Raw genomic sequence first — 22,619 nt, forward strand, 5'->3', positions numbered from 1 at the left:
TCCGTTCGGCGGCACCGGCACCGGGGAGGTGCCCGGTAACCGACGTGAGCAGAGGGAGACACGCTCGCGGGGGCAAGGAGCGCAGTGCCTTTCCCCGCTGGTGCGTCGATCACCAGGGTAGGGAGCTGGGGGTATGGAAACCAACCAGTCGAGCTGGCGAATCAACGCGTCCTGCCGGGACGCCGACCCGGACGGCCTGTTCGTCCGGGGCGCGGAGCAGAACCGGGCCAAAGCGGTCTGCATGGGCTGCCCGGTCCGGACGGAATGCCTCGCCGAAGCACTCGACGGCCGGATCAACTTCGGCGTGTGGGGAGGCATGACCGAACGGGAGCGGCGGGCGTTGCTGCGCCGCCGCCCCGACGTGGTGAGCTGGGCGGAACTGCTCGACGCGGCCAAGAGGGACGCGCTCGAGCGGGTGGAAGTCGGCTGACGCGCGGCCCGAACGCCGTGAATGACTCATTCATGTCGCCAGATGACATGAATGAGTCATTCACGTCATCCGGCGACGGGGCCGCTCAACCGGCGAGCTTCACGCCGATGTCGCGCAGACCGTCCAGGTCGTGCACGTCACCGGCCAGAGCGGGGACCCGGGCCAGCGCCACCTCGGGGTGCGCCCGGGTGAACCGCGCCAGCAGCCGCTCCTCGCGGGCCGCCAGCGAGACGCGGTCCGCGTGCAGCCGCAGCACCGCCTCGGCCAGCGGCGCGTTCTGCACCGTCTCCGCCGCGGCCAGCGCCTCCGCGCCCGACAGCGAAGCCAGCACCGGGTGCGTCCGGTTCGCGATCAGCCCCGCCAGCGGCATCGACTCCGAAGACAGCCGCTCGACGAAGTAGGACGCCTCGCGCAGCGCGTCCGGCTCCGGCGCGGCCACCACGAGGAACGACGTCCCCGACGAGCGCAGCAGCTCCGCCGTCTTGCGGGCGCGCTCGCGGAAGCCGCCGAACATGCTGTCGAACGCCTGCATGAACGCCGACGCGTCGGTCAGCAGCTGGCCGCCGATGATCGTCGACACCGCTTTCGCGAACATCGAGAACCCCGCGTTGACGACCTTGCGCAGGCCCCAGCCGCCGGCCTTCGCCGGGCCCGTCAGCAACCGGATCATCCGGCCGTCCAAAGCGGACGACAGCCGCGTCGGCGCGTCCAGGAAGTCCAGCGCGGACCGGCTCGGCGGGGTGTCGACGATGATCAGGTCCCAGTCGCCGGTCGCCGCGAGCTGGCCCAGCTTCTCCATCGCCATGTACTCCTGCGTGCCGGAGAACGACGTGGAAATGGTCTGGTAGAAGGGGTTCTTCAGCAGCTGCTCGGCGCGTTCCGGGCCGGCGTGCACGCGCACCATGTCGTCGAACGTGCGGCGCATGTCGAGCATCATCGCCCACAGCTCGCCCTTGGGCTCGAACCCCTCGACCCGCACCTGCTTCGGGTGGTTGCCGAGTTCACGCAGCCCCAGCGCCTGCGCCAGCCGGCGCGCGGGGTCGATCGTCAGCACCACCGTCTGCCGCCCGCGCTCGGCCGCGCGCAGGGCCAGCGCCGCCGCCGTCGTCGTCTTGCCGACGCCGCCGGAGCCGCAGCAGACGATCACGCGGCTTTCGGAGTCGTCGAGCAGCGCGTCGATGTCGATGGTGGTCACAACCGCACCCCCTGGTCGGTCAGGGCCTCGGCCAGGTCGTAGAGAGCGGCGACGTCGACGCCGTCGGTCAGGTCCGGCAGTTCGAGCGTCGGCAGGTCGGCCTCGGCGAGTTGCTCACGCGCCCGCTGCTCGGCGGCGACGCGCACGGCGTGCTCGACGGTCTCCTCGACCAGCGCTTCGAGGGTGTCCTCCGGCAGCTTCAGCCCGGCCGACGCGAGCCCGTCGCGGACGCGGGAAGCGTCGACGCGCCCGTCCGCGGCGGCCGTCACCGACCGCGCGGGCAGCCGCGGCGGCCGGACCCGGTTGACCAGCACCGCGCCCGGGCGCAGGTCGGCGCCGTCCAGCTCGGCCACGGCCTCGACGGTCTCGCGGACCGGCATCTCCTCCAGCAGCGTGGCCAGGTGGATCACCGTCTCGCCGGAGTGCAGCAGCCGCACGACCCCTTCGGCCTGGCCGCGGATCGGGCCGGTCTTCGCGAGGTCGGTGAGGGCCTTGGTGACGTCGAGGAACTTGACGACCCGGCCGGTCGGCGGCGAGTCGACGACGACGGCGTCGTAGGTGTGCCGCCCGTCGGACTCGGTGCGCCCGACGCACTCCTTGACCTTCCCGGTGAGCAGGACGTCCCGCAGGCCCGGGGCGAGGGTGGTTGCGAACTCGATCGCGCCCATCCGCCGCAGCGTCCGGCCGGCGAAGCCCAGGTTGTAGAACATCTCGAAGTACTCGAGCAGCGCGGCTTCGACGTCGATGTGCAGCGCGCGCAGCTCGCCCCCGCCGGGGACGGACGCGATGCGCTGCTCGGCGTAGGGCAGCGGCTCGGTGTCGAAGAGCTGGGCGATGCCCTGCCGGCCTTCGACCTCGATGAGCAGCACCCGACGGCCTTCGCGGGCGAGCGCGAGGCCGAGCGCGGCGGCCAGCGTCGTCTTGCCGGTCCCGCCCTTGCCGGTGACGAAGTGCAGCCGGGCGCGGGCAAGCTCGTCGGTCCAGCCGGCATGGGGAATGGTCACTTCTTCACCCTAAATCAGCTCTCAGCTGGCCAGCAGCATGACGCTGACCGCAGCGGCGACCGCCGCGACCAGCACCCAGGCGACGAGCCCGGGCAGCACGGTGAGGGTGAGCACACCCAGGACGAGCACCAGCGTGAAGGTGATCACGCCGCCGAGGGCGACCTGGCCGGAGTTCTGCGTCCGGTCGCGCACTTTGGCCATCACGACGAGCACCAGGGGCAGCCCGGCCGCCGCGAGCAGCGCCGTCGCGATCACGCGCCACGTTTCCACGCACCCACGCTAGCGGCGTGAGATGAACCACACTCCGGCGCGTCGCGCGCGGTTTTCCGGCGGTGGCCCCCGGCGGTCTTGCCCGCTTGGCTACGCTCCCGTTCCATGAGCGCCACCAAGTGGGAGTACGCGACCGTCCCCCTCCTGATCCACGCGACGAAGCAGATCCTCGACCAGTGGGGCGAGGACGGCTGGGAGCTGGTCACCGTGCTGCCGAACCCGAGCGGCGAGCAGCACGTCGCGTACCTCAAGCGTCCGAAGGGCTGACCCGCGTGAGCTGGAGCGAACGGCTGAAGGAGCTCGGCATCGAGCTGCCCGGCGTGGCGGCCCCGCTGGCCGCCTACGTGCCCGCCGTCCAGAGCGGGAACCACGTCTACACCTCCGGCCAGCTGCCCTTCGTCGACGGCGTGCTCGCCGCGACCGGCAAGGTCGGCGCGGAGATCAGCCCCGAAGAGGCCAAGGGCCACGCCCGCACGTCGGCGCTCAACGCGCTCGCGGCCGTGCACGCGCTGGTGGGCATTGACAACGTCACGCGGATCGTCAAGGTTGTCGGCTTCGTGGCTTCCGCGGAGGGCTTCACCGGCCAGCCGGCGGTCGTCAACGGCGCGTCCGAGCTGCTCGGCGAGGTCTTCGGCGACGCGGGCATCCACGCCCGCTCGGCCGTCGGCGTCGCGGAGCTGCCCATCGGGTCGCCGGTGGAGGTCGAACTGATCGTGGAGGTGCAGTGATGGACCCGGACATCGAGCAGTCCACCCACGAGCTGCTGCTCCGGCTGGCCGGGCGGCTGCCCGACCAGCTGCTGTGGCGGTTCCGCGACTGGCTCGGCGAGGGCGCCATGGGCACGCTCGCCCGGACCCTGCCGAGGTCTTTGCTTAAGCACAGGATTGACCTCGACCAGACGGAGTACCGCCTGCTCGTGGCCGGTCTCATCCCGCACGGCGCCGACTGGCACCAGGTCAGTTCGACGCTGGGGGTAGACGACGTTGCCGAGAACCGGTACACATTCACGGCGAGTGCGCCCGAATGGGTTAACTCGGTCGACTCCGTGTCCGTGTTGATCCACGCAACGTTGCGCGGTCGCCCGGACGTGGGGGAAGTGCGGCAGAGCTGGCGACACGTCGGTGTGGTCGGGCAGGGCACGGCCAAGCGCGTCCTGCTGATCACCGCGCTCAACGGTCTGCCGAGGTTGACCGGCGAACTGCAGCGGGTGCTGCGCGTTCTGGGCGACGAAGAGCCCAGCGTCGAGGTCATCCCGCCGCGCTTCGACCTGCCGGAGTACCACCGGGCCGCGCTGGCCGATTCGGAACTGGTCTGCGTGGGCGCCGCTGCGGGGAACCGGCTAGTAGCCGCATAACGCTCGCCCGCCAGCGAGCTGGGAGGGAGCAAGGCAATGGTGGAGGTCCACGACGGCCCGCCCATGGACGGGTTTTCGGTGCCCCTGCGCCTGCACAACCTGTTGCTGGCCCTGGCGGGCCGGATCGACGACAGCGCGCTCACCGAAGCGCGTGAGCTGATCGCCCGGGCGCACATCGACGAGGCGGTCGAGCTGACCACCGGCACGCTCATCGCGGGCCGGATCCCGGTCAGCTCCGCCGAGCAGCGCGAGCTCGCGCTCGTCCTCGAGATGAGCCGGTCGGACGCGACGCTGGCGAACGACCTGCTGGTCGACGAGGCCGAGCCGGTCAACACGCACCGGTTCACCGGCGAGAACTCCCCGGAGTTCGGCATCGCCGAGGCGCTCGACCGGACGCTGCAGGTGCTGCCGGACGTCCGGTCGGTGCACGCGGTGTGGCGCAACACGCCGGCCGGGAGCGTGCCGGGCGCGCTGCCGCAGCGCGTGGTGCTGGTCGAGCTGGGGCCGGAGGGCAACCCGCCCGCCGTCGCGTTCCGCGTCGACACGGCGCTGCGCCGGGCCGGGATCCACTCCGTCGTCGAGGTCAGCGGTCCGGGCGTCGCGCACTCCGAGTACCACCAGGCGGCTTCGGCGGCCGCGTCGCCCGCGTGGGTGACCGGGAGCACGACGTCGTCCGCTTCGGTGTACCGGCCCGAGCCGGTCAAGCCGCCGGTGACGGTGAAGGCCGAGCCGGTCGCGGAGTCGTCGGGCAGCAGGCACAGCATCCGGTCGAGCACGGCCACGACGACCCCGCCGGAGCCGGTGGCCCCGGTGGTGCCGATCGTGTCGCCGCCGCCCGTCCCGGAGCCGCCCCGCCAGTCGCGGGCGGACCGGTCGTCCGACCGGTCCGAGACGCGGGCGGAGCGCACGGCCGACCTGACGCCGGCGGAGGTCGCGCAGCTGCGGCAGGCGCTGGCCGAGGACCCGGAGAAGGGCCGCGAGATCGCCGCGGGCAAGCCGTCGATGCACGAGGTCGTCGAGCTGCCGGCGCTGGACCTGGACGACCCGAGCCTGAGCGAGCGCGACCGGGCGCTGCTGCGTGAGCTGCACGCCGAGCTGGCCGAGCGCGAGCGGGCCGAGGCGGCGAAGATGCGGCTCAACGGCGCGTCCCGCTCCGGCGGCGACCAGCGCGGCTGGACCGCTCCTTAAGCTTTGCGGCGCAAAGCGGCACTTTCCCTGGGAAAGTGCCGCTTTCGCTGTGTCTGGGATGCCACAACCGCGCGACGGAACGCGGGGGTCCGGAGGTATGTTCCGGTGGTGGAGCAGCCAACGGAGTTTGTCTTCGACCTCCCCGTCGGTGCCGGGGTAGCCACCCGCGCCAATGCCGACGGGCCGCCCGTCGTCCCGAAGGACGCGGCCACCGTGATCCTGGTCCGAGACGGCGCCGACGGCGTCGAGATCTTCCTGCAGCACCGGGTCAAGGGCATGCCGTTCGCGGGCGGGATGACCGTCTTCCCCGGCGGCGGGGTCGACAAGCGCGACGCCGACGCGTCGGTGGCGTGGGCCGGCCCGGAGCCGTCGTGGTGGGCCTCGCGGTTCGGCTGCGACGACGCGCTCGCGCGGGCGCTGACCTGCGCGGCGGTGCGGGAGACGTTCGAGGAGTCCGGCGTCCTGCTCGCGGGCGGCGCGGACGACGTGCTGACCGACGTCACGCCGTACGCGGCCGCCCGCCAGGCGCTGGAGACGCGCGAGGTGTCGCTGGCCGGCTTCCTCGCCGACGCGGGCCTGACCCTGCGCGCCGACCTGCTGCGCCCGTGGGCGCACTGGATCACCCCCGAGCAGGAGCCGCGCCGGTACGACACCCGCTTCTACGTCGCGAAGCTGCCGGACGGCCAGCAGGCCGACGGCGCGACGTCGGAGGCGTCGAGCTCCGGCTGGCAGCGGCCCGAGGACGCGATCGCCGACGCGCGCGAAGGCCGCCGGATGCTGATGCCGCCGACCTGGCTGACGCTGAGCGAGCTGGCCAAGTTCGCGACCGCCGACGACATCCTGAACGAGCGGCGCGAGATCGTCCGCATCGCGCCGACGCTCGTCCGCGAGAACGACCACGTCCGCGTCGTGCTGGAGAAGCGATGAGCGCCCCCGCGTACGGCGTGCTGCGCCAGGTGTCCGAGACGGCGTCGGTGCTGCTGGAGAACAACCCGTCCTCGATGACGCTCGAAGGTACGAACAGCTGGGTCCTGCGGGCGACGCCGGACTCGCCTGCCGTCGTCGTCGACCCCGGTTACCGCGACCTCGAGCACCTCGAACTGCTGGCCGGCATCGGCTCAGTGGAGCTCGTCTTGCTGACCCACTTCCACCCCGACCACGCCGAGGGCGCGCCGTGGTTCGCCGAGCGCGTCGGCGCGCCGGTGCGGGCGTTCGACGCTTCGCTGTGCATCGGCTCCTCGTCCTTTGTGGACGGCGAGGTGATCTCGGCGGGCGGTCTCTCCATCCGGGTCCTGCACACCCCCGGGCACACCGACGACTCGGTGTCGCTGGTGCTCGACGGCCAGGTCCTGACCGGCGACACCATCCTCGGCCGCGGCACGACCGTGCTGCACGACCTCGGGGACTACCTGCGCTCGCTGCGGAAGCTGATCGAGCTCCCGGCGGGCACGCTCGGGCTGCCGGGGCACGGTCCAGAGCTGCCCGATCTCGCCGCGACTGCCGCCGAGTACCTTGCCCACCGGGAACAGCGGCTGGACCAGGTGCGTTCGGCACTGAAGACGCTGGGCGCGGACGCGTCCCCGCGCCAGGTCGTCGAAGTCGTGTACGCCGACGTCGACCGGGCGCTGTGGGCGCCGGCCGAACTGAGCGTGCAGGCGCAGCTGGACTACTTGCGGTCGGAGGAACAGGGATGAGCAACGTCGAGGTCGAGTTCTACTGGCGCCCGGGGTGCGGGTTCTGCGCCGCGCTGGACCGGCCGATGTCGAAGAGCGGCTTCAACATCCGCAAGATCAACATCTGGGAGGACCCCGACGCTGCCGCGCGCGTGCGCGAGGTCGCGAACGGCAACGAGACGGTGCCGACCGTGATCGTCGGCTCGACGGCCATGGTCAACCCGTCCTTCGCCGAGGTCGAGGCCGCGGTCAAGGCAGCTTCGGCGGGCTGAGCGTGCCGGGCCGCTCTCCGTGGAGGAAGGCGGCCCACACCTCGCGCAGCCCGGTTTCGTTCTCGAGGCCCTTCGGGGCGCCTTCGAGCATCGGCGCGTCCCAGACGTCGTGGGTGCCGAAGAGGAACGGGATGTCGATGCAGTGGCAGGCTCCGAACCGGTTGCCCGGGGCCTGCCAGTCGAAGCGGTAGGTGAAGGCGCCGAGTTTCTCCGCCAGCCGGTCGCTGGTGAAGAAGCGGTTCGCTTCGGCGATCACGTCCTGGGGCGCGTCGGGGACGAAGGCGCGCAGTTCTTCGCGGGTCCAGCTGATCAGTGCCGGGCCTTCGGGTGCCGCTTCGATGAGGTCCTTCGCGACGAGGTCGTCGTCGGCGACCAGCTGGAACGGCGGCTCGATCGAGCCGGGCTTGCCGGGGACCGAGAGCTGCGCGGCGAGCAGCCGCTCGACCGGGGCCGAGCGGATGTCGTCTTCGAGGGCTTCGGTGAACCGTCCGGCGGACACCGCGGCTTCGTCCGGTGTGGACGGTCGCATCCCGAGAGGCGCGCTCTGCAGCGCGATCCGCTTGAGGTCGGCGCGCTGTGACGACCACAGGGCGAGTGTGGACTGCGCGCCTGCCGACTGCCCGCCGAGCGTGACCTCGGCCGGGTTCCCGCCGAACGCGGCGATGTTGTCTCGCACCCAGTCGAGCGCGGCGAGCTGGTCGGCGATGCCGAGGTTCGGCGGAATCCCGTCGGCGTGCAGGAACCCGAGCACGCCGAGGCGGTAGTTGAGCGTCACGACGACGACGTCCGCCTCGCGGGCCAGGCGCGTGCCGGTGTACCAGACCTGGCCGCCCGAGCCGCTGGAGAACCCGCCGCCGTGGATCCACACGAGCACCGGGCGGCTCCCGCTGGTCGACGGCGTGAAGACGTTGAGGCTCAGGCAGTCTTCGCTCTGCGGCAAGGGCATCGGGCCGAGGGCGTGCTCCAGACGTGACGGCGGTTGCGGTGCCGCGGGGCCGGGCTCCAGCGCGTCGCGGACGCCGGTCCACGGCTCTGTTTTTGCCGGTGCCTCGAAGCGTTTCGCTGTGGCGTAGGGGATTCCCTTGAATTCGTTCGTGGTGCCACGGATCCGGCCGGTGCTGGTTTCGACGATCATCGTGCCTCCTCTTCGAAGTGGACGGCGGCCCCGAGGGCGTCTTCGGCGCTGACGAAGAATCCCTTGTGGTGGGTCGTGGTCGGGACGTGCTGCTCGATCAGTTTCCGCGCTTTCGCGAGATCCGCCACCACGACGCCGTGCGCGGCGAAGTAAGGCAGTTGCTTCGGGGTTTCGCCCGGGAGAAGGTCGTTCACGCCGACGATGTCGACGAGGTCGTGGCCGTCGGTGATGACGGCGTAGCGGCTCTTGTAGGCGTCGATTTCGTCATCGGGGACGACGAGCACGATCCCGGCGACGGCTTTGGCGCCGTTGGGGTGGTTCAGGTAGCGCGGCTGGTGGACGTACTCCGGGGTGAGGTGCTCGGCGGTGTGGAGGATGCCTTCGGGCGTGCGGTCGCGTCTGATGTGGACACTCCGGAAGCGCGCGGTGCGGGTGCCTTCGGGCAGTTCGACGTCCCGTTGCAGCTTCAGCACCCCCGACGTCGAGAGGCCGGCTTCGCGGAGTCTTTTGTCGGCTTGCTCGGAGTCGTCGACGCCGAAGGAGCAGCCGTGGAGGCCGTCGCCGCGGGCGTCGAGGATCGGCAGGACGTGCCAGGGGTCGCCGGCGGCTTCGTCGACGATGCCGATGAGTTCGAGGAAGGAGCCGCCGAAGTAGGCGCAGCGGTTCGCGGTGCAGCTCGGTACGGGTTCGCTCGTGCCGGTCGGGGCGGCGAAGTGCCGTGACGGCGGGCTGAGCGTGAAGCCGAGCTGCTCGTAGCGTTGCCAGGTGCGTTCGTAGTCCCTGGTCAGGAAGACGGTGTGGTCGATGTGCATGGTTCCAGGGTGGGTTGTGCGTAGGGTTTTTCCCTCTGGCGTGCTTCTTGTGCACGGAATCCGACAGTCTTTAGTCTCGTTTGGTGGAATCCGGCTTGCTCGACGACCTGGACCGCCGCCTGGCGCACGCGTTGCAGCTGGACGGGCGTGCGTCGTTCAGCACGATCGCGTCGGTACTGGGGGTCTCGGACCAGACGGTGGCGCGCCGCTACCGGAAACTGCGGTCGTCGGGGGTGCTGCGGGTGGTGGGCGTCCCGGAGGCGGCGCCGCTGGGGCAGGTGCACTGGTTAGTTAGGTTGCGTTGTGTCCCGGACGCGGCGGCTGCGATCGCGGCGGCCCTGGCCCGGCGGCCGGACACGCAGTGGGTGAGCTTGATGTCCGGCGGGACGGAGATCGTTTGCTTCATCCGGGCGCCGCTGCGCGAAGAGGCGGACGGGTTGCTGCTGGGACAGCTGCCCCGGACGCCGCGGGTGGTGTCGATGACGGCGTACCGGCTGCTGCGCCGGTTCGCGGGCGGGCCGGCGGGGTGGCCGGGCCGGTCCAGCGCGTTGTCCGCTGCTCAGGTCGCCGCCTTGCCGCCGGTGTTTTCGGGTGCGTCGTACGTTCCGGAGCCGGGCGACGTGGGCTTGCTGACCGCGTTGGCCCAGGACGGTCGTGCCGACATGTCGACATTGAGTGCGGCATCGGGCCGTTCGGAGTCGACGGTCCGCCGCCGGCTGTCGGCGTTGCGGGCCTCGGGAGCGCTGTACTTCGACGTAGAGGTGGACGCGGCCCTGCTGGGCTACCCGCTGACGGCGACGTTGTGGTTGACGGTGGCCCCATCGGCGTTGGAATCAACGGGACGCGCGTTGGCAAAGCACCCGCAGGTGGCCTTCGCGGCGGCGACCACGGGCCCGGCGAACATGGTGGCGAACATCGGATGTCGCGACGACGCGGCGCTGTATGCGTACTTAGCGGATGACCTGGGTGGGTTGGCGGGGGTCCAGCAGGTGGAGACGGCCCCGATGATCCGCACGCTGAAGCGCTTCGGCACGTTGCAGCCGGTGTAGCAGGACGACCCGCGCGGAGGTGCTGAGCGAGGCGGCTCGAAGCCGCAGATGCCTCGAACCGGTCGAGCAGGTGGCTCGCCGTCCGACGCTGGCGGCCGGGAACGACCCGAGCCGTCGACATCGGTGGATCTACCGGGCCAGCATCGGCATGAGGTAGTACGTCAGTTCCACCTCCCCGGGCTCCGCCGACCGAAGGATGCACGCCCGCATCCCCGGCTGGATCGACAGCTCCACCCGCTCACCCGAGAACGCCTGCAACGCGTCGAGCAAGTATTGAGCCTGGAACGACGGCGACGTCCGACCTCCACTGACCTCGGCCTTCAGCGTCTCCTCCGCCTCGCCCGTGTCCTGACGCGCGCTCGCCAACCGGACCTGCGAATCGCCGACCTCCACCGTCAACACCCGCCGGTCCTCCGCGTACACCCCCACCCGGCGAACCGCCGCCGCCAGGGCGTCCGCATCCAAAGACACCCGAGTGTCGACCGCCGATGACGGGATCGAGTCCTCCGAAAGAAACCCAGCGTCGAGGACAGCCGTGCCCACCAAGCCGCCCGGCCAGCTCAACCCGAACCGGCTCGGGCCCGCGTGCAGGCCGACCACTCCCTTTGCCTGGCGGGCCGCCTCCGTCAGGAGCGTTGCCGGGACCAGGACGTCCAATGACCCCGGGGATCGCAGCGGCAGGCGGGCCACCGCCATCCGGTAGCGGTCCGACGCCGTCAGCGTCAGCCGGGAATCCGCCCGGAGCCGGACCCCCGTGAACAGCGGGAGCGGGTCGTCCTTCGACGCCGTTCCCGCGACGATCCGCAGCGCCGATGCGAACGCCGCACCGTCCACTTCGGACACCAATGGGGGCTCCGAAGCCGGTGGGGCGGCCTCGGTGGACAGCAACGGCAGCGCGAACCGAGCGTTGTCGACCCGCAGGGCCAAGCGGCTGCCTTCGACGACCAAGCGCACCAGCTCGGCGTCGAGCATGCGAAGAGTCTCGGCCAGCGGGGCCGCCGGGACGGTGACCGAACCGTCCGTGTGGGCGGTCGCCGGGCAGTCGAACCGGACGGCCAGGTCCGGGTCGCTGCCGGCGACCGTCAGCCCGGCCGCGTCCGCCCTCAACCGCAGCCCGGCGCGGGCGGGCAGCAGTCGGGAAGCGGCGGTGACGGCCGCCGAGAGGCGGTGGGCAGGCGCGGTGACGTCCATACCCGCAAGCTAGCGGCGACCACCGACAAAAACGGTCGTGAGTGAGAAACAGGGTTAGAACACTGTTTCTCACTCACGACCAAGCCGCGGCAGACCTACCGGCCCGCGCCGACCAGCGAAGGGGCAGCCGGAGCCGCAATGGGCGCCCGGACCGTCCCCCGCAGCAGCCAAACCAGCAGCGCGAGGACCAACCCGGCCACGCTGGCCGTCAAGAACGCCGCCGAAGGACCGGCGTGCTCCACGACGTACCCGCTCACCGACTGCCCGGCGGCCAAGCCCAGCGTCACCGCCGTCAGCACCCAGCCGAACGCCTCCGCCGCGGTCCCGGACGGCGCCACCAGCTCGATCGCCGACGAGTGCGCCGTCGACTGGGGCGTGATCAACGCCCCCGCCAGCAGCATCATCAGCGCCAGCCCCCACAGCGACGACGGCCACGCGAGCAGCGCCACCAGCGCCCCGAAGCCGCCGAGCAGCGCCGGCAGCCGCAGGCCCATCCGGCGCGGCCACGGGCGCAAGCTGTACGCCACGCCGAACGCCACCGAGCTCAGCGACCACGCCGAGAGCAGCAACCCGCCGAACGACGGCTCGCCGGCCTCGGTCGCCGCCGCCGGGACCGCCACCTCGACGAACCCGATCACCACGCCGAACCCGAGCGCGGCCAGCGCCAGCGTCCGCATGCCCGGGCTCGCCAGCGCGCCCAGCAGCGAGCCGGACGACGCCGACGACGGACCCCACGCCCGGACCGCCGGGCTCAGCGCGAACAGCACCGCGCCGGTGAACTGCAGCGCGACGCCCAGCACCAGGCCGGTGCCCGCCCACGGGGCCAGCACCAGCAGCCCGGCGACGCCGGGGCCGAGGATGAAGAACACCTCCATGCTGATCGCCTCGTACGAGAACGCCGCGTTGCGCGCGCCACCCGGGGGCAGCAGCCGCGTCCACAGCGCCCGCGACGCCGAGCCGACCATCGGTTCCGACAGGCCGGTCGCCGCGGCGAACGCCACCAGAACCGTCGTCGATGCGTGCGATTCGATGGCCGTGACCAGGGCCGTCATGGACACCGCGAGCAGCGCCGACACGATGAGCAACGGCCGCGTCGGGCCGAACCGGTCGATCAGCCTGCCCTGGATCACCGCGCCCACCGAGACGCCGACGAGCGAGCCGGCCGAGACCAGCCCGGCGGCGGCGAAGGACCCGGTCTCGCGCTGGACGTAGAGCAGGGCCGAGATGCCGATCATGGCGATCGGCAGGCGCGCGAGCACGGACGCGACAGCCGGCCACCGGGCGGCGCGGGTCGTCAGCGCGCCGCGGTAGTCGGCCAGAGACGTACGACCTTCGGAGTGGGACACGCGTACCAGTATGCGACAGAGTGGTACGTGAGTACCAGTTATTTAACGGTCAGGTGCGTCACCAGGTCGACGTTCGGGTGCGTCACCCGGTCTCGATCGGGTAACAGTCACGATATTCTCCGTGAACTCGTGCAACGAAACGGCCGGGACGGCGTCCTTGAGAGTGAATGGCCTTGAATTCGTGGGTATGGGCCGTGATGGTTGAACAACAGCACAGAACCCAGCTCCCTCCGGCACTTGGGTCGGGGCCTGATCCCGGAGGGCGGGGAGCGCGGATCGTCGGGGGATGGTCCGCGCGACAACGAAGAGCCGGTGCGCCACGTCGGGGGTGGCGCCCGGCTCTTTGTTCTATCTATCAAGCCATGAAGAAGGCCCCTCGGCAAGCCGAGGGGCCTTCGACGTGAGAACTCAGCGAGCCCGGCGGGCCAGGCGCTCCGGGTCCAGGATCAGCACGCTCTTGCCTTCGAGCCGCAGCCACCCGCGGTGGGCGAAGTCGGCCAAAGCCTTGTTGACGGTCTCGCGGGACGCGCCGACGTACTGGGCGATCTCTTCCTGCGTCAGGTCGTGCGTGACCCGCAGCAGGCCCGCCTCCTGGCTGCCGAACCGCTGCGCGAGCTGCAGCAGCGCCCGCGCCACGCGGCCCGGGACGTCGGTGAAGATCAGCTCCGCGACCATGTTGTTCGTCCGGCGCAGGCGGCGCGCGACCACGCGCAGCAGCTGCTCGGCGATCTCCGGGCGGGTCGAGATCCACTGGCGCAGGGCCGGGCGGTCCATGGTGACCGCGCGGACCTCGGTGACCGTGGTCGCGCTCGACGTCCGGGGGCCGGGGTCGAAGATGGACAGCTCGCCGAACATGTCGGACGGGCCGAAGATGCCCAGCAGGTTCTCGCGGCCGTCGGGCGACTTGCGGCCGATCTTCACCTTGCCGGACTGGATGATGTAGAGCTTGTCGCCGGGTTCACCCTCGTTGAAGATGACGTGGCCGCGGGGGAACTCCACGGATTCCAAGGTCTGGGCCAGCGCCTCCGCCGCTGCCGGCTCCACACCCTGGAAAATGCCCGCACGGGCCAGGGTTTCGTCCACCTCGGGTGCCTCCTCGTCGAGAAACGTGCACGCCCTCCCGTGTGTGGAAGAGCGTGACGCCGATCACTTGCGCGTCAGTCTAGGGCGTACTCACGAGATCGCCCGTCGGACGCGCGCGCCCGCCGGATGATCTCGTTCGAACGTGGAGCCTAACTCCGCACGCGACGCGCGCGTAGCCTGGCTGCCCGTCCGCCCAGCCTACGCAGCCGGAACAGCTCCAGCGCACGGCCGATGCCGTGCCCGTAGAGCGCCCTGACCTCGTTGGGCTGCGCCTGCTCGAGGAACTCTTCGACCTCGTTCTCCTGCACCGCGACGTGCTTGAGCCGGCTTTCCACGCGCTCCATGAACAGCGCGAAGAACATGATCACCAGGGGGACCAGGATGACGAACCAGACGGTCATGACCGGACCCCGAAACACTCAGTGAAAAGCATCTACTCCAGATCCTCGCTCATGGCGGCCGGAAAACTGCGCCGAGGTGGTGCTCTGGCGTGTCGGTCGTCCACCGGTGCACTGACCGGCCCGTCCGACGGCGCCCGTAGGCTATCGGGGTGCCACCTGCCACCACGAACGCCCCCCAAGAGGGCGCTGGTGAAAGCCGGTTAGCTCTGGTGAGACGCGCCAGGCGGATGAAGCGTTGCTTGGACGACGTGTATCCGGACGCCCACTGCGAGCTCGACTTCACCACTCCACTGGAACTGCTGGTCGCGGTCGTGCTGTCCGCGCAGACCACCGACGTCCGGGTGAACCTCGTCACGCCCGCACTGTTCAAGCGCTACCGGACCGCCGCCGACTACGCGGGCGCCGACCGCACCGAGCTGGAGGAGTACCTCCGCAGCACCGGTTTCTACCGGGCCAAGGCGAACTCCGTCATGGGCCTGGGCGCGGCGCTCGTCGAGCGCTTCGACGGCGAGGTGCCGGGCAAGCTCGACGACCTCGTCACCCTGCCGGGTGTCGGCCGCAAGACGGCCAACGTCGTGCTCGGCAACGCCTTCGACGTCCCGGGCATCACCGTCGACACTCACTTCGGCAGGCTGGTCCGCCGCTGGGGCTGGACGGCCGAAGACGACCCGGTCAAGGTCGAGCACGCGGTCGGCGAGCTGATCCCCCGCAAGGAGTGGACGATGCTCTCCCACCGGGTGATCTTCCACGGCCGGCGCGTCTGCCACGCCAAGAAGCCCGCCTGCGGGGCCTGCCCGCTCGCCAAGGACTGCCCCTCCTACGGCACCGGCCCGACCGGCTTCGAGGAGGCCGCCAAGCTCGTCAAGGGCGTCGAAAAGGACCACATCCTGGCCATGGCGGCGCCCCGGTGACGACCGTCACCAAGTGGGCGCTGGCCGCCGCCGTGCTGGCGGTGGCGCTCATCGTCGCGCTGCTGCCCCGCGGGGGTGACGACAGCGCCGCGAAGCCGTCGGAGGACCTGGCGCCGGCCCGGTCCGCGGCGGCGCTCCAAGCATGTCCGGCTCCGAGCGCGAAGCAGCCCGTGAAACAGCTCCAAGGCGTCAAGGCCGACTGCCTCGGCGACGGCGCGAGCGTCGACGTCGGCCAGGCCCTCGCCGGCGCTCCGGTGCTGGTCAACGTGTGGGCGTCGTGGTGCGAGCCGTGCCGGACCGAGCTGCCCGTGCTCCAGGAGTACGCGAAGCAGCCGGGCGCCGTGCGCGTGCTCGGCGTCCAGGTGCAGAGCCCCGCGAAGGACGGGCTGGAACTGCTCGCCAAGCTGGGCGTGCACCTGCCGTCGGTCTACGACGGCGACGGGCAGAGCGGGCCCGTCCGGACGGCCCTCAAGGTGCCGGCTTCGCTCCCGGCGTCCTACTTGGTCACCGCGTCCGGCGAGGTCCGGTTCATCGCCAACCCGCGGGTCTTCGGGAACACTGACCAGGTGCGCGCGGCTGTGGGAGGGACTTCATGATCGGACCGCTGGTCGAGCCGGAGTCCGTTCCCGAGTGGCTCCGGCCGCTGGTCAAGGTCAGCGGCGAGGTCGATTCGAAGACGTTCACCCGGTTCAGCCCACCCGAGGGCAGCTACACGCGCGCCGCCGCGGTCCTCATCCTCTTCGGCGAGCGCGAGGCCGACGGCGAGCCCGACGTCCTGCTGCAGCGCCGCGCCGACACCCTGGGCTCGCACGCGGGCCAGGTCGCCTTCCCGGGCGGCGGCGCCGAGGACGGCGACGACGGCCCGGTCGGCACCGCGCTGCGCGAGGCCGAGGAGGAGACCGGGGTCGTCCCGTCCGGCGTCCGGCCGGTCGCGGTGCTGCCGGAACTGTTCGTCCCGGTCTCGAAGTTCGCCGTGACGCCGGTGCTGGCGCACTGGGACACCCCGTCGCCGGTGCACGCCGTCGACCCCGGCGAGACGGCGTCCGTCGCCCGCGTCGCGCTCGCCGACCTGGCCGACCCGGCCAACCGGTTCACGGTCCAGAAGGCCGGCGCGCCGTGGAAGGGCCCGGCGTTCGAGGTCTCGGGCCTGTTCGTCTGGGGTTTCACCGCCGGGTTGCTGTCCGTCCTGCTCGGCCTGGGAGGCTGGGAGCGCGAATGGGACTCGGGCGACGTCCGGGACCTCGACGAGGCGCTCGCCGCGTACCAGGCGCGGTTGACGGAGGGGTGACGCGGTGAACTGGGTCGATGTGCTGGTCCTGCTGCTGGCCGTGCTGGCGGCGGTGTCCGGTGCGTACCAGGGCGTGATCGTCGCGCTGCCGTCGCTCGTCGGCGTCGTGCTCGGCGCGCTCGTCGGGATCAAGCTCGCGCCGGTGGTCGTCGCGTTCTTCGACGACCCGGTCTGGAAGGTCGCTTTCGCGGTCGCGACCGTCGTGTTCCTGGTCGCCTTCGGCGAGGCGATCGGCGTCTACGTCGGCCGCAAGCTGCGGCAGAAGATCAACCCGGACAAGCTCTCCGGCATCGACAAGACGCTCGGCGCGGTCGTGCAGGCCCTCGTCGTCTTCGTGGTGGCGTGGCTGATCGCGACGCCGCTGACGACCGTGTCCGGCGTGCCGGGCCTGGCCAAGGCGATCAACGGCTCGGTGGTGCTCGGCAAGGTCAACGACGCCATGCCGGAGGCCGCGCAGGGCTTCCCGAGCCAGCTGCGCAAGCTGCTCGACGCGTCCGGCTTCCCGTCCATCGTCGACCCGTTCCAGAAGGCCCCGACGGCCGACACCTCGCCGCCCGACCCGGCACTGCAGAGCAGCGGGACCGTCCAGGCGCTGCACGGCAGCGTCGTCAAGATCCGCGGCAGCGCCAGCTCGTGCTCGCGGTCGCTGGAAGGCAGCGGGTTCGTGATCGCGCCGCAGCGGGTGATGACGAACGCGCACGTCGTGGCCGGCACCGACACCGTCGGCATCGAGACGACCCAGGGCGACTTCCCGGCCCGCGTCGTCTACTTCGACCCCGAGGTCGACATCGCGGTGCTCGCCGTGCCGCGGCTGCGTGCCGAGCCACTGCAGTTCGCGCCCGAGACCGCGCTCGCGGGCGACAGCGCGATCGTGCTCGGCTACCCGCTCGACGGCCCGTACCGCGCGACGCCGGCCCGGGTGCGCGGCCGGATCAACCTGCGCGGCCCGGACATCTACGACGCCAACACCGTGCAGCGGGACGTCTTCACCGTCCGCGCCGAGATCCGCAGCGGCAACTCGGGCGGCCCGATGGTGACGCCGGACGGCCGGGTCATCGGCGTCGTGTTCGGCGCGGCGGTCGAAGACCCGGAAACCGGCTTCACGCTCACCGCCGAGCAGGTGCGGGCCGAGGTCGACGCGGCGCCGTCGCAGACGACGAACGTGTCCACCGGCTCCTGCGCCGCCTAACGCCCGAACCGCAGCGCGAGGCCGTCCAGCAGGGCCCGCATGCCGGACTCGAAGAGGTCGTCGAGGACCAGGTCGTAGCCGTCACCGCCGAGGTCGCGGAGCATCTTGGCGAACACCGGCCGTCCGGCGGACATCGCCTCCAGGGCCGGGGTCTGCAGGTCGATCCACTGCTCTTCGGACAGCCCGGACGAGGCCAGCGCGCTCTGCTCGCGTTCGAGGTGGATCGCGATGCCCTGGACGTAGCTGAAGAACAGCACGTGCAGGTCGCACAGCGTCGCCGCGTCGACGTCCAGTTCGGACAGCGCGGAGAGGGCCCATTCGCCGTGCATGCCGAGGTTGCGCAGGGCCAGCGGCCGGGTGAGCGGCGCGAGCTGGGCGAGCCACGGGTGCCGCTTGTAGAGCGACCAGAGCGTGCGGCCGCCGAGCGTCAGCCGGTCCCGCCAGTCGCCGCGCGGGGTCGCCGGGTAGCCGCGCTCGCCGAACGCGCTGTCGGCCATGAGCATGACCAGCTCGTCCTTGCCCCGCACGTACTTGTACGGCGCCATCGCCGCGACGCCGAGGCGCGCCGCGACCCCGCGCATGGACAGCGCGCCGAGGCCCTCGGTGTCGGCGATCGCGATGGCGGTCCGCACGAGCTGCTCGCGGGTCAGGCCACGGGGGCCACCGCGGCGCTCCCGGCCCGCGACGACCGTGCCGGACCGCGGCTCGGCCTGCACGACGCCTTCCTGGCCGAGCAGGGCGAGCGCCTTCGCCGCGGTCGCCATGGCGACGCCGTGGTCGGCCGCGAGGCGCCGGGTCGAGGGCACCCGCGCACCCGGCGGCAGCTCGCCGCGCGTGATCCGGTCGCGCAGTTCGTCGGCGATGGCCACGTACTTCACGGCGTCTCCCTGACCTAGTACAGCCGACCATCTGTACTAGTACAGAACTGGCCTTTCAGCTGTGCCAACTCCAGTGTTGTCGCCATCAGCGTACGACTCTGGAGGGAACATGCGAAACGTCCTGATCTCCGGCGCGGGTGTCGCCGGCGGCACCCTGGCCTGGTACCTGGCGCGGGAGGGCTTCGACGTGACCGTCGTGGACCGGGCGCCCGGCGTCCGCAGCGGCGGGCAGGCGATCGACGTGCGCGGGGTCGCGCTCGACGTCGTCGACCGGATGGGCATCGGCGACCGGCTGCGCGCGGTGCGCACCCGGATGCGCGGGATGTCCATGGTGGACGGTGACGGCCACGAGCTGTTCCGGTCCGAGGAGTTCGCCTTGAGCAGCGGGCGGCTCGACAGCGACGACATCGAGGTGCTGCGCGACGACGTCGTCGCGATCCTGCACGAGGCCACCGACGTCGAGTACGTCTTCGGCGACTCGGTCACGGCGCTCACCGAAGAGCCGCACGGGGTCCGCGTCGAGTTCGAGCACGGCGGCTTCCGGACGTTCGACCTGGTCATCGGCGCGGACGGGCTGCACTCGGCCGTCCGGCGGCTGGCGTTCGGGCCGGAGGCGGGCTTCATCCACCACCTCGGGCAGTACCTCGCGATCTTCCCCACGGCCAACTTCCTCGGCCTCGAGGACTGGCAGGTCTGGTTCCGGCACGAGGAGACCGGCGGCGTCGCCTACCCGGTGCGCGGCAACAGCGAGTTGCGCGTGACGCTCGGCTTCGGCTCGGAGCCGCTGCCGCGGATGACCGTCCCGGAGCAGAAGCGGCTGATCGCCGAGCGGCTCGCCGGGGTCGGCTGGGAGGTGCCGAAGCTGCTCGAAGCGATGGCCGAGGCGGAGGTGTTCTACTTCGACGCCATGGCGCAGGTCCGGATGGACCGCTGGACGACGGGCCGGATCGCGCTGGTCGGCGACGCCGGTTACTGCGCTTCGCCGCTCTCCGGCCAGGGGACGAGCTTGGCGTTGGTCGGCGCGTACGTCCTGGCTCAGGAGCTGGGACGGGCGGGTCACGAAGAAGCCTTCGCGGCTTACGAACGGCGGATGCGGCCGTTCGTCGCGCTTAACCAGGCGCTGGCCACGGAGAACCCGACCGGTGGCCCGTCGGAGGAGTCGACCGGGCGCGCGAAGAACGCCATCTCACTTGAGGAAGTCCACTAGCGCCGCCGAAGTGCGCTCCGGGGCCTCGAGGTGGGGGAAGTGCCCGACGCCGGGCCAGAGCTCCGGCTCGGCGTGCGGGCCCGCCCAGCGCACCGACGCCGTCGCCGTCTCGGGGAGGATGCAGGTGTCGTCGGCGCCGTGCAGCTGCAGGGTCGGCGCCGCGATCCGGCTCCCGACGGCGTCGGTGAACCGGCGGCCCTCGCCGCGGAACTGCGCGCGGAACGCCCAGCGGTAGTACTCGAGCGCGCTGTGCGCGACGCCGGGCACGAGCATCGCCTGCCGGAAGGCCTCGACGCTGCCGTCGAAGTCCGAAGTGGACCGCCAGCGGCTGCCGGACCAGCCGCCGAACAGGTCCGCGACGGCCTGGGCGTCGTTCTTCACGAGCCACTTCTCCGGCGCCATCGGCAGCTGGAAGCGGAAGAGGTGCCCGGCCGCGCGGCCCTGGCCGCGCCACGGGCGGACCGACGAGCGCAGCGCGAGGGGGTGGGCGGCGCCGATCGCCGTCACCGACGAGACGAGCCGGGGGTGCAGCGACGCGACCGTCCAGGCGAGCATCCCGCCCCAGGCGTGCCCGACGAGGTGGGCGCGGCGGGCCCCCAGCGACTTGATCAGCCCGCCGACGTCGCCGGCGAGCGTCCAGGCGTCGTAGCCGCGGGGTGGCTTGTCCGAGTCGCCGTAACCGCGCAGGTCGACGGCGACCGCGCGGAACCCGGCGTCGGCGAGCGCCCGCAGCTGGTGGTGCCAGGTCCACCAGAACTCGGCGAACCCGTGCAGCAGCACCACGACGGGTCCGTCACCGAGTTCGGCGACGTGCAGTCGGATGCCGTTCGCGGACACGTCGCGGTGCGCCCACGGGCCGTCGAGCCGGACGCTCGACGGGTCGGGGGACGGGTGCAACGACTCAGTCGCGCGTGGTGGTCAGGTCGGCGTCGGGCGCCTTGTGCGGCTTCAGCGCGGCGGCCGTCTCCTTGACGCTGGCGATCGTCCGCTCGGGCGCCTTGAACTTCTTCACCTTGCGGTAGCCCAGGAACCCGGCCGCGCCAGCGACCAGCAGCATCAGGACGAACACGATGCCGAAGGCGCCCCAGCGGTGCAGCGGCCGGAACCAGTCCGCGAGTCCTTCGGACAGGAAGAAAAAGAAGAAGAACGAGCTGTACAGCAGGACGGTCAGCGCGATCAGGAAGTAAACGGCCCCCTTGAGGCCCTTCTTCACCTCGCCGACCAGCTCGGACTTCGCGAGCTCCATCTCCGCCCGGACCAGGGTCGAGATGTGCTGGGTCGCGTCGCCGACGAGCCTGCCGATCGACTGGTCGCCGGGGACGTCGGTGTCGGAGGACAGCGGGAGGTAAGGCACGGCCCCCACGCCGTCGGGGCCGGTGCGTTCGTGTTTGGGGCTGCTCACCGGGTCATCGTGCCATGTGTCCCGAAACCGGGCGCGGCGGCGTCACAGTGTGTCGGCGATTCGGGCGTGGACTTTGCTACGGCGGAGTAGCAGTGCCGCCGCCAGGAGGGACGCCGTCGCCGACGCGATCAGCACCGCCGCCTTCGCCAGTTCGCTCTCGCCCTCGGGCAACGCCAGCTCCGCGATCAGCAGGCTGACCGTGAACCCGACCCCGCCGAGCACGGACAACGCGGCCATGTCCCGCCAGCCCATGCCCCGCGGCTTCTCCGCCACGCGCAGCTTCACGGCGAGCAGGCTCGCCCCGAGGATGCCGGCGACCTTGCCGCCGAGCAGCCCGGCGAGCACGGCGAGCGGCAACGCCGTCGTGAACACCGCGCCGAGCGCGTCGCCGTTGACCGAGATCCCGGCGGCGAACAGCGCGAACACCGGCACGGCGACGGCCGCCGACCACGGCTGGAGCCGGTGTTCGAGCCGCAGCGCGGGCGCCTCGGCCTCGCCTTCGTCGGCGCGGACGCGGGTGAGCAGGCCGAGCGCGACGCCGGCGATCGTCGCGTGGATGCCGGCCGAGTGCACGGCGACCCAGACGACCAGCGCGAGCGGCACGTACAGCCACGGCGTCCGGACGCGGCGGTGCTGCAGGAAGGCGTACAGCGCGAGCGCGGCCACCGCCACGGCCACCGCGACCAGGTCGAAGCCGGTCGTGAAGACGACGGCGATGACGACGATCGCGCCGAGGTCGTCCACCACGGCCAGCGACAGCAGGAAGACCCGCGCGCTCGAGGGCAGGTTCGACGCGGTCAGCGCGAGCACGCCGAGCGCGAACGCGATGTCCGTGGCCACCGGGATCGCCCAGGCCCGCTCGATGCCGGGCGTGCCCCAGCCGACCGACAGCGCCACGAGCGCGGGCACGACCATGCCGCCTGCCGCGGCCACGACCGGCAGGATCGCCTGCTTGAACCGGGACAGCTCGCCGATGACGAGCTCACGCTTCAGCTCGAGGCCGGCGACGAAGAAGAACAAGGCGAGCAGGCCGTCCTTCGCCCAGTCGCCGATCGTCAGGTTCAGGTGCAGGAACTCCGGGCCGAGCCGGAAGTCGCGCAGCGCGTGGTAGCTGTCGCGCAGCGGGGAGTTGGCCCAGAGCAGGGCGACGGCGGTCGCGCCGAGCAGGATCAGCCCACCGGTCGTCTCGGTGCGCAGGTAGCGGGCGAATTCGCTGAACGGGCGGGTCATCGGGGCGGCTCCTGGGTTCGCTGATCACTGTTGCCGACCAGACTTCCCGGCGCACCTCGGCGTTATTTTAATCCCTCTTTGTCACCGACGGTTATGGCCGCCCTCACAAGG

General features: G+C 71.5%; 27 protein-coding genes. 14 read left to right on the plus strand and 13 right to left on the minus strand.

Annotation, left to right across the window (positions count from 1 at the left end; genetic code table 11):
• The first annotated feature begins 133 nt into the window (after window positions 1-133).
• The gene (locus tag ACIQWX_RS08385; RefSeq protein ID WP_400867276.1) at window positions 134-430 is read left to right on the plus strand and encodes a WhiB family transcriptional regulator; all 297 of its coding nucleotides are present in this window, start codon (window positions 134-136) and stop codon (window positions 428-430) included.
• A gap of 85 nt (window positions 431-515) precedes the next feature.
• Here the strand turns inward: ACIQWX_RS08385 and ACIQWX_RS08390 are convergent, their stop codons facing one another.
• Genes ACIQWX_RS08390 through ACIQWX_RS08400 form a run of 3 tightly spaced genes read right to left on the minus strand, consistent with a single transcriptional unit; the run spans window position 516 to window position 2,899 of the window.
• A complete protein-coding gene (locus tag ACIQWX_RS08390) occupies window positions 516-1,625 on the minus strand; it encodes an ArsA family ATPase (protein ID WP_400867277.1) in 1,110 nt (369 codons plus the stop codon).
• Window positions 1,622-2,629: an ArsA-related P-loop ATPase gene (locus ACIQWX_RS08395; RefSeq protein WP_400867279.1), complete on the minus strand. Its 1,008-nt coding sequence runs from the start codon at window positions 2,627-2,629 to the stop codon at window positions 1,622-1,624. The genes ACIQWX_RS08390 and ACIQWX_RS08395 overlap by 4 nt, the downstream gene beginning before the upstream one ends.
• 21 nt (window positions 2,630-2,650) lie before the next feature.
• Window positions 2,651-2,899, minus strand: a complete 249-nt coding sequence (locus ACIQWX_RS08400) for a hypothetical protein (protein ID WP_400867280.1) — start codon at window positions 2,897-2,899, stop codon at window positions 2,651-2,653.
• Window positions 2,900-3,004: 105 nt separating this feature from the next.
• Between ACIQWX_RS08400 and ACIQWX_RS08405 the strand changes: the two genes are divergently transcribed.
• The 7 genes from ACIQWX_RS08405 to ACIQWX_RS08435 all read left to right on the plus strand — a co-directional run bounded on the left by ACIQWX_RS08405 (window position 3,005) and on the right by ACIQWX_RS08435 (window position 7,386).
• Window positions 3,005-3,166, plus strand: coding sequence for a DUF4177 domain-containing protein (locus ACIQWX_RS08405; RefSeq protein ID WP_003068074.1), 162 nt, complete (start codon window positions 3,005-3,007; stop codon window positions 3,164-3,166).
• 5 nt (window positions 3,167-3,171) lie between these two features.
• Entirely contained in the window at window positions 3,172-3,627 is a 456-nt protein-coding gene (locus ACIQWX_RS08410) for a RidA family protein (RefSeq protein WP_364465571.1), read from the plus strand.
• Complete coding sequence (locus ACIQWX_RS08415) at window positions 3,627-4,253, plus strand: hypothetical protein (protein WP_086679262.1); 627 nt, start codon at window positions 3,627-3,629, stop codon at window positions 4,251-4,253. The genes ACIQWX_RS08410 and ACIQWX_RS08415 overlap by 1 nt, the downstream gene beginning before the upstream one ends.
• Window positions 4,254-4,289: 36 nt before the next feature.
• Complete coding sequence (locus tag ACIQWX_RS08420; protein ID WP_400867281.1) at window positions 4,290-5,441, plus strand: hypothetical protein; 1,152 nt, start codon at window positions 4,290-4,292, stop codon at window positions 5,439-5,441.
• A gap of 108 nt (window positions 5,442-5,549) precedes the next feature.
• Window positions 5,550-6,368 (plus strand): NUDIX hydrolase, encoded by an 819-nt coding sequence (locus tag ACIQWX_RS08425; protein WP_400867282.1) that lies wholly within the window; start codon window positions 5,550-5,552, stop codon window positions 6,366-6,368.
• Window positions 6,365-7,135 (plus strand): MBL fold metallo-hydrolase, encoded by a 771-nt coding sequence (locus tag ACIQWX_RS08430; protein ID WP_400867283.1) that lies wholly within the window; start codon window positions 6,365-6,367, stop codon window positions 7,133-7,135. The genes ACIQWX_RS08425 and ACIQWX_RS08430 overlap by 4 nt, the downstream gene beginning before the upstream one ends.
• Window positions 7,132-7,386 (plus strand): glutaredoxin family protein, encoded by a 255-nt coding sequence (locus ACIQWX_RS08435; protein WP_400867284.1) that lies wholly within the window; start codon window positions 7,132-7,134, stop codon window positions 7,384-7,386. Before ACIQWX_RS08430 ends, ACIQWX_RS08435 begins: the two co-directional genes overlap by 4 nt.
• On the opposite strand, the gene ACIQWX_RS08440 is transcribed toward ACIQWX_RS08435, so the two are convergent.
• Together ACIQWX_RS08440 and ACIQWX_RS08445 are read right to left on the minus strand one after the other, a co-directional pair.
• Window positions 7,364-8,521, minus strand: coding sequence for a carboxylesterase family protein (locus ACIQWX_RS08440; protein ID WP_400867286.1), 1,158 nt, complete (start codon window positions 8,519-8,521; stop codon window positions 7,364-7,366). The two genes, ACIQWX_RS08435 and ACIQWX_RS08440, sit on opposite strands and share 23 nt — an antisense overlap.
• On the minus strand, window positions 8,518-9,333 hold the full coding sequence (locus tag ACIQWX_RS08445; RefSeq protein ID WP_400867288.1) for a VOC family protein: 816 nt from the start codon (window positions 9,331-9,333) through the stop codon (window positions 8,518-8,520). Before ACIQWX_RS08445 ends, ACIQWX_RS08440 begins: the two co-directional genes overlap by 4 nt.
• Window positions 9,334-9,416: 83 nt before the next feature.
• Here ACIQWX_RS08445 and ACIQWX_RS08450 point away from each other — a divergent pair, with 83 nt between their 5' ends.
• Window positions 9,417-10,382, plus strand: coding sequence for an Lrp/AsnC family transcriptional regulator (locus ACIQWX_RS08450; protein ID WP_400867290.1), 966 nt, complete (start codon window positions 9,417-9,419; stop codon window positions 10,380-10,382).
• Between the two features lie 129 nt (window positions 10,383-10,511).
• Here the strand turns inward: ACIQWX_RS08450 and ACIQWX_RS08455 are convergent, their stop codons facing one another.
• The 4 genes from ACIQWX_RS08455 to ACIQWX_RS08470 all read right to left on the minus strand — a co-directional run bounded on the left by ACIQWX_RS08455 (window position 10,512) and on the right by ACIQWX_RS08470 (window position 14,403).
• On the minus strand, window positions 10,512-11,573 hold the full coding sequence (locus ACIQWX_RS08455; protein WP_400867292.1) for a DNA polymerase III subunit beta: 1,062 nt from the start codon (window positions 11,571-11,573) through the stop codon (window positions 10,512-10,514).
• A 95-nt stretch (window positions 11,574-11,668) separates the two neighbouring features.
• Window positions 11,669-12,919, minus strand: coding sequence for an MFS transporter (locus ACIQWX_RS08460; RefSeq protein ID WP_400867294.1), 1,251 nt, complete (start codon window positions 12,917-12,919; stop codon window positions 11,669-11,671).
• A 408-nt stretch (window positions 12,920-13,327) separates the two neighbouring features.
• Window positions 13,328-14,002, minus strand: a complete 675-nt coding sequence (locus ACIQWX_RS08465) for a Crp/Fnr family transcriptional regulator (protein ID WP_003081747.1) — start codon at window positions 14,000-14,002, stop codon at window positions 13,328-13,330.
• Between the two features lie 149 nt (window positions 14,003-14,151).
• A complete protein-coding gene (locus ACIQWX_RS08470; RefSeq protein WP_013230551.1) occupies window positions 14,152-14,403 on the minus strand; it encodes a hypothetical protein in 252 nt (83 codons plus the stop codon).
• 227 nt (window positions 14,404-14,630) lie between these two features.
• Here ACIQWX_RS08470 and nth point away from each other — a divergent pair, with 227 nt between their 5' ends.
• The 4 genes from nth to ACIQWX_RS08490 are packed head-to-tail and all read left to right on the plus strand — an operon-like array spanning window position 14,631 to window position 17,791.
• Window positions 14,631-15,314, plus strand: a complete 684-nt coding sequence (gene nth, locus ACIQWX_RS08475) for an endonuclease III (RefSeq protein WP_400867296.1) — start codon at window positions 14,631-14,633, stop codon at window positions 15,312-15,314.
• On the plus strand, window positions 15,311-15,910 hold the full coding sequence (locus tag ACIQWX_RS08480) for a TlpA family protein disulfide reductase (protein WP_400867298.1): 600 nt from the start codon (window positions 15,311-15,313) through the stop codon (window positions 15,908-15,910). The genes nth and ACIQWX_RS08480 overlap by 4 nt, the downstream gene beginning before the upstream one ends.
• On the plus strand, window positions 15,907-16,602 hold the full coding sequence (locus tag ACIQWX_RS08485) for an NUDIX hydrolase (RefSeq protein WP_400867300.1): 696 nt from the start codon (window positions 15,907-15,909) through the stop codon (window positions 16,600-16,602). The genes ACIQWX_RS08480 and ACIQWX_RS08485 overlap by 4 nt, the downstream gene beginning before the upstream one ends.
• A gap of 4 nt (window positions 16,603-16,606) precedes the next feature.
• Window positions 16,607-17,791: a MarP family serine protease gene (locus ACIQWX_RS08490; RefSeq protein WP_400867301.1), complete on the plus strand. Its 1,185-nt coding sequence runs from the start codon at window positions 16,607-16,609 to the stop codon at window positions 17,789-17,791.
• Here ACIQWX_RS08490 and ACIQWX_RS08495 read toward each other — a convergent pair.
• Window positions 17,788-18,669: a GntR family transcriptional regulator gene (locus ACIQWX_RS08495; RefSeq protein WP_400867303.1), complete on the minus strand. Its 882-nt coding sequence runs from the start codon at window positions 18,667-18,669 to the stop codon at window positions 17,788-17,790. The genes ACIQWX_RS08490 and ACIQWX_RS08495 overlap by 4 nt on opposite strands.
• Window positions 18,670-18,778: 109 nt before the next feature.
• On the opposite strand from ACIQWX_RS08495, the gene ACIQWX_RS08500 reads away from it, so the two are divergent.
• A complete protein-coding gene (locus ACIQWX_RS08500; RefSeq protein ID WP_400867304.1) occupies window positions 18,779-19,876 on the plus strand; it encodes an FAD-dependent monooxygenase in 1,098 nt (365 codons plus the stop codon).
• Here the strand turns inward: ACIQWX_RS08500 and ACIQWX_RS08505 are convergent.
• Genes ACIQWX_RS08505 through nhaA form a run of 3 tightly spaced genes read right to left on the minus strand, consistent with a single transcriptional unit; the run spans window position 19,856 to window position 22,508 of the window.
• Window positions 19,856-20,773, minus strand: a complete 918-nt coding sequence (locus ACIQWX_RS08505; RefSeq protein WP_400867306.1) for an alpha/beta fold hydrolase — start codon at window positions 20,771-20,773, stop codon at window positions 19,856-19,858. The genes ACIQWX_RS08500 and ACIQWX_RS08505 overlap by 21 nt on opposite strands.
• A gap of 4 nt (window positions 20,774-20,777) precedes the next feature.
• Window positions 20,778-21,278, minus strand: a complete 501-nt coding sequence (locus tag ACIQWX_RS08510) for a phage holin family protein (protein ID WP_400867308.1) — start codon at window positions 21,276-21,278, stop codon at window positions 20,778-20,780.
• Window positions 21,279-21,320: 42 nt separating this feature from the next.
• Window positions 21,321-22,508 (minus strand): Na+/H+ antiporter NhaA, encoded by a 1,188-nt coding sequence (gene nhaA, locus ACIQWX_RS08515; RefSeq protein WP_400867310.1) that lies wholly within the window; start codon window positions 22,506-22,508, stop codon window positions 21,321-21,323.
• Window positions 22,509-22,619 lie beyond the last annotated feature (111 nt).

It is taken from the genome of Amycolatopsis sp. NPDC098790 (genome assembly GCF_044759945.1).
Taxonomy (GTDB): Bacteria; Actinomycetota; Actinomycetes; order Mycobacteriales; family Pseudonocardiaceae; genus Amycolatopsis.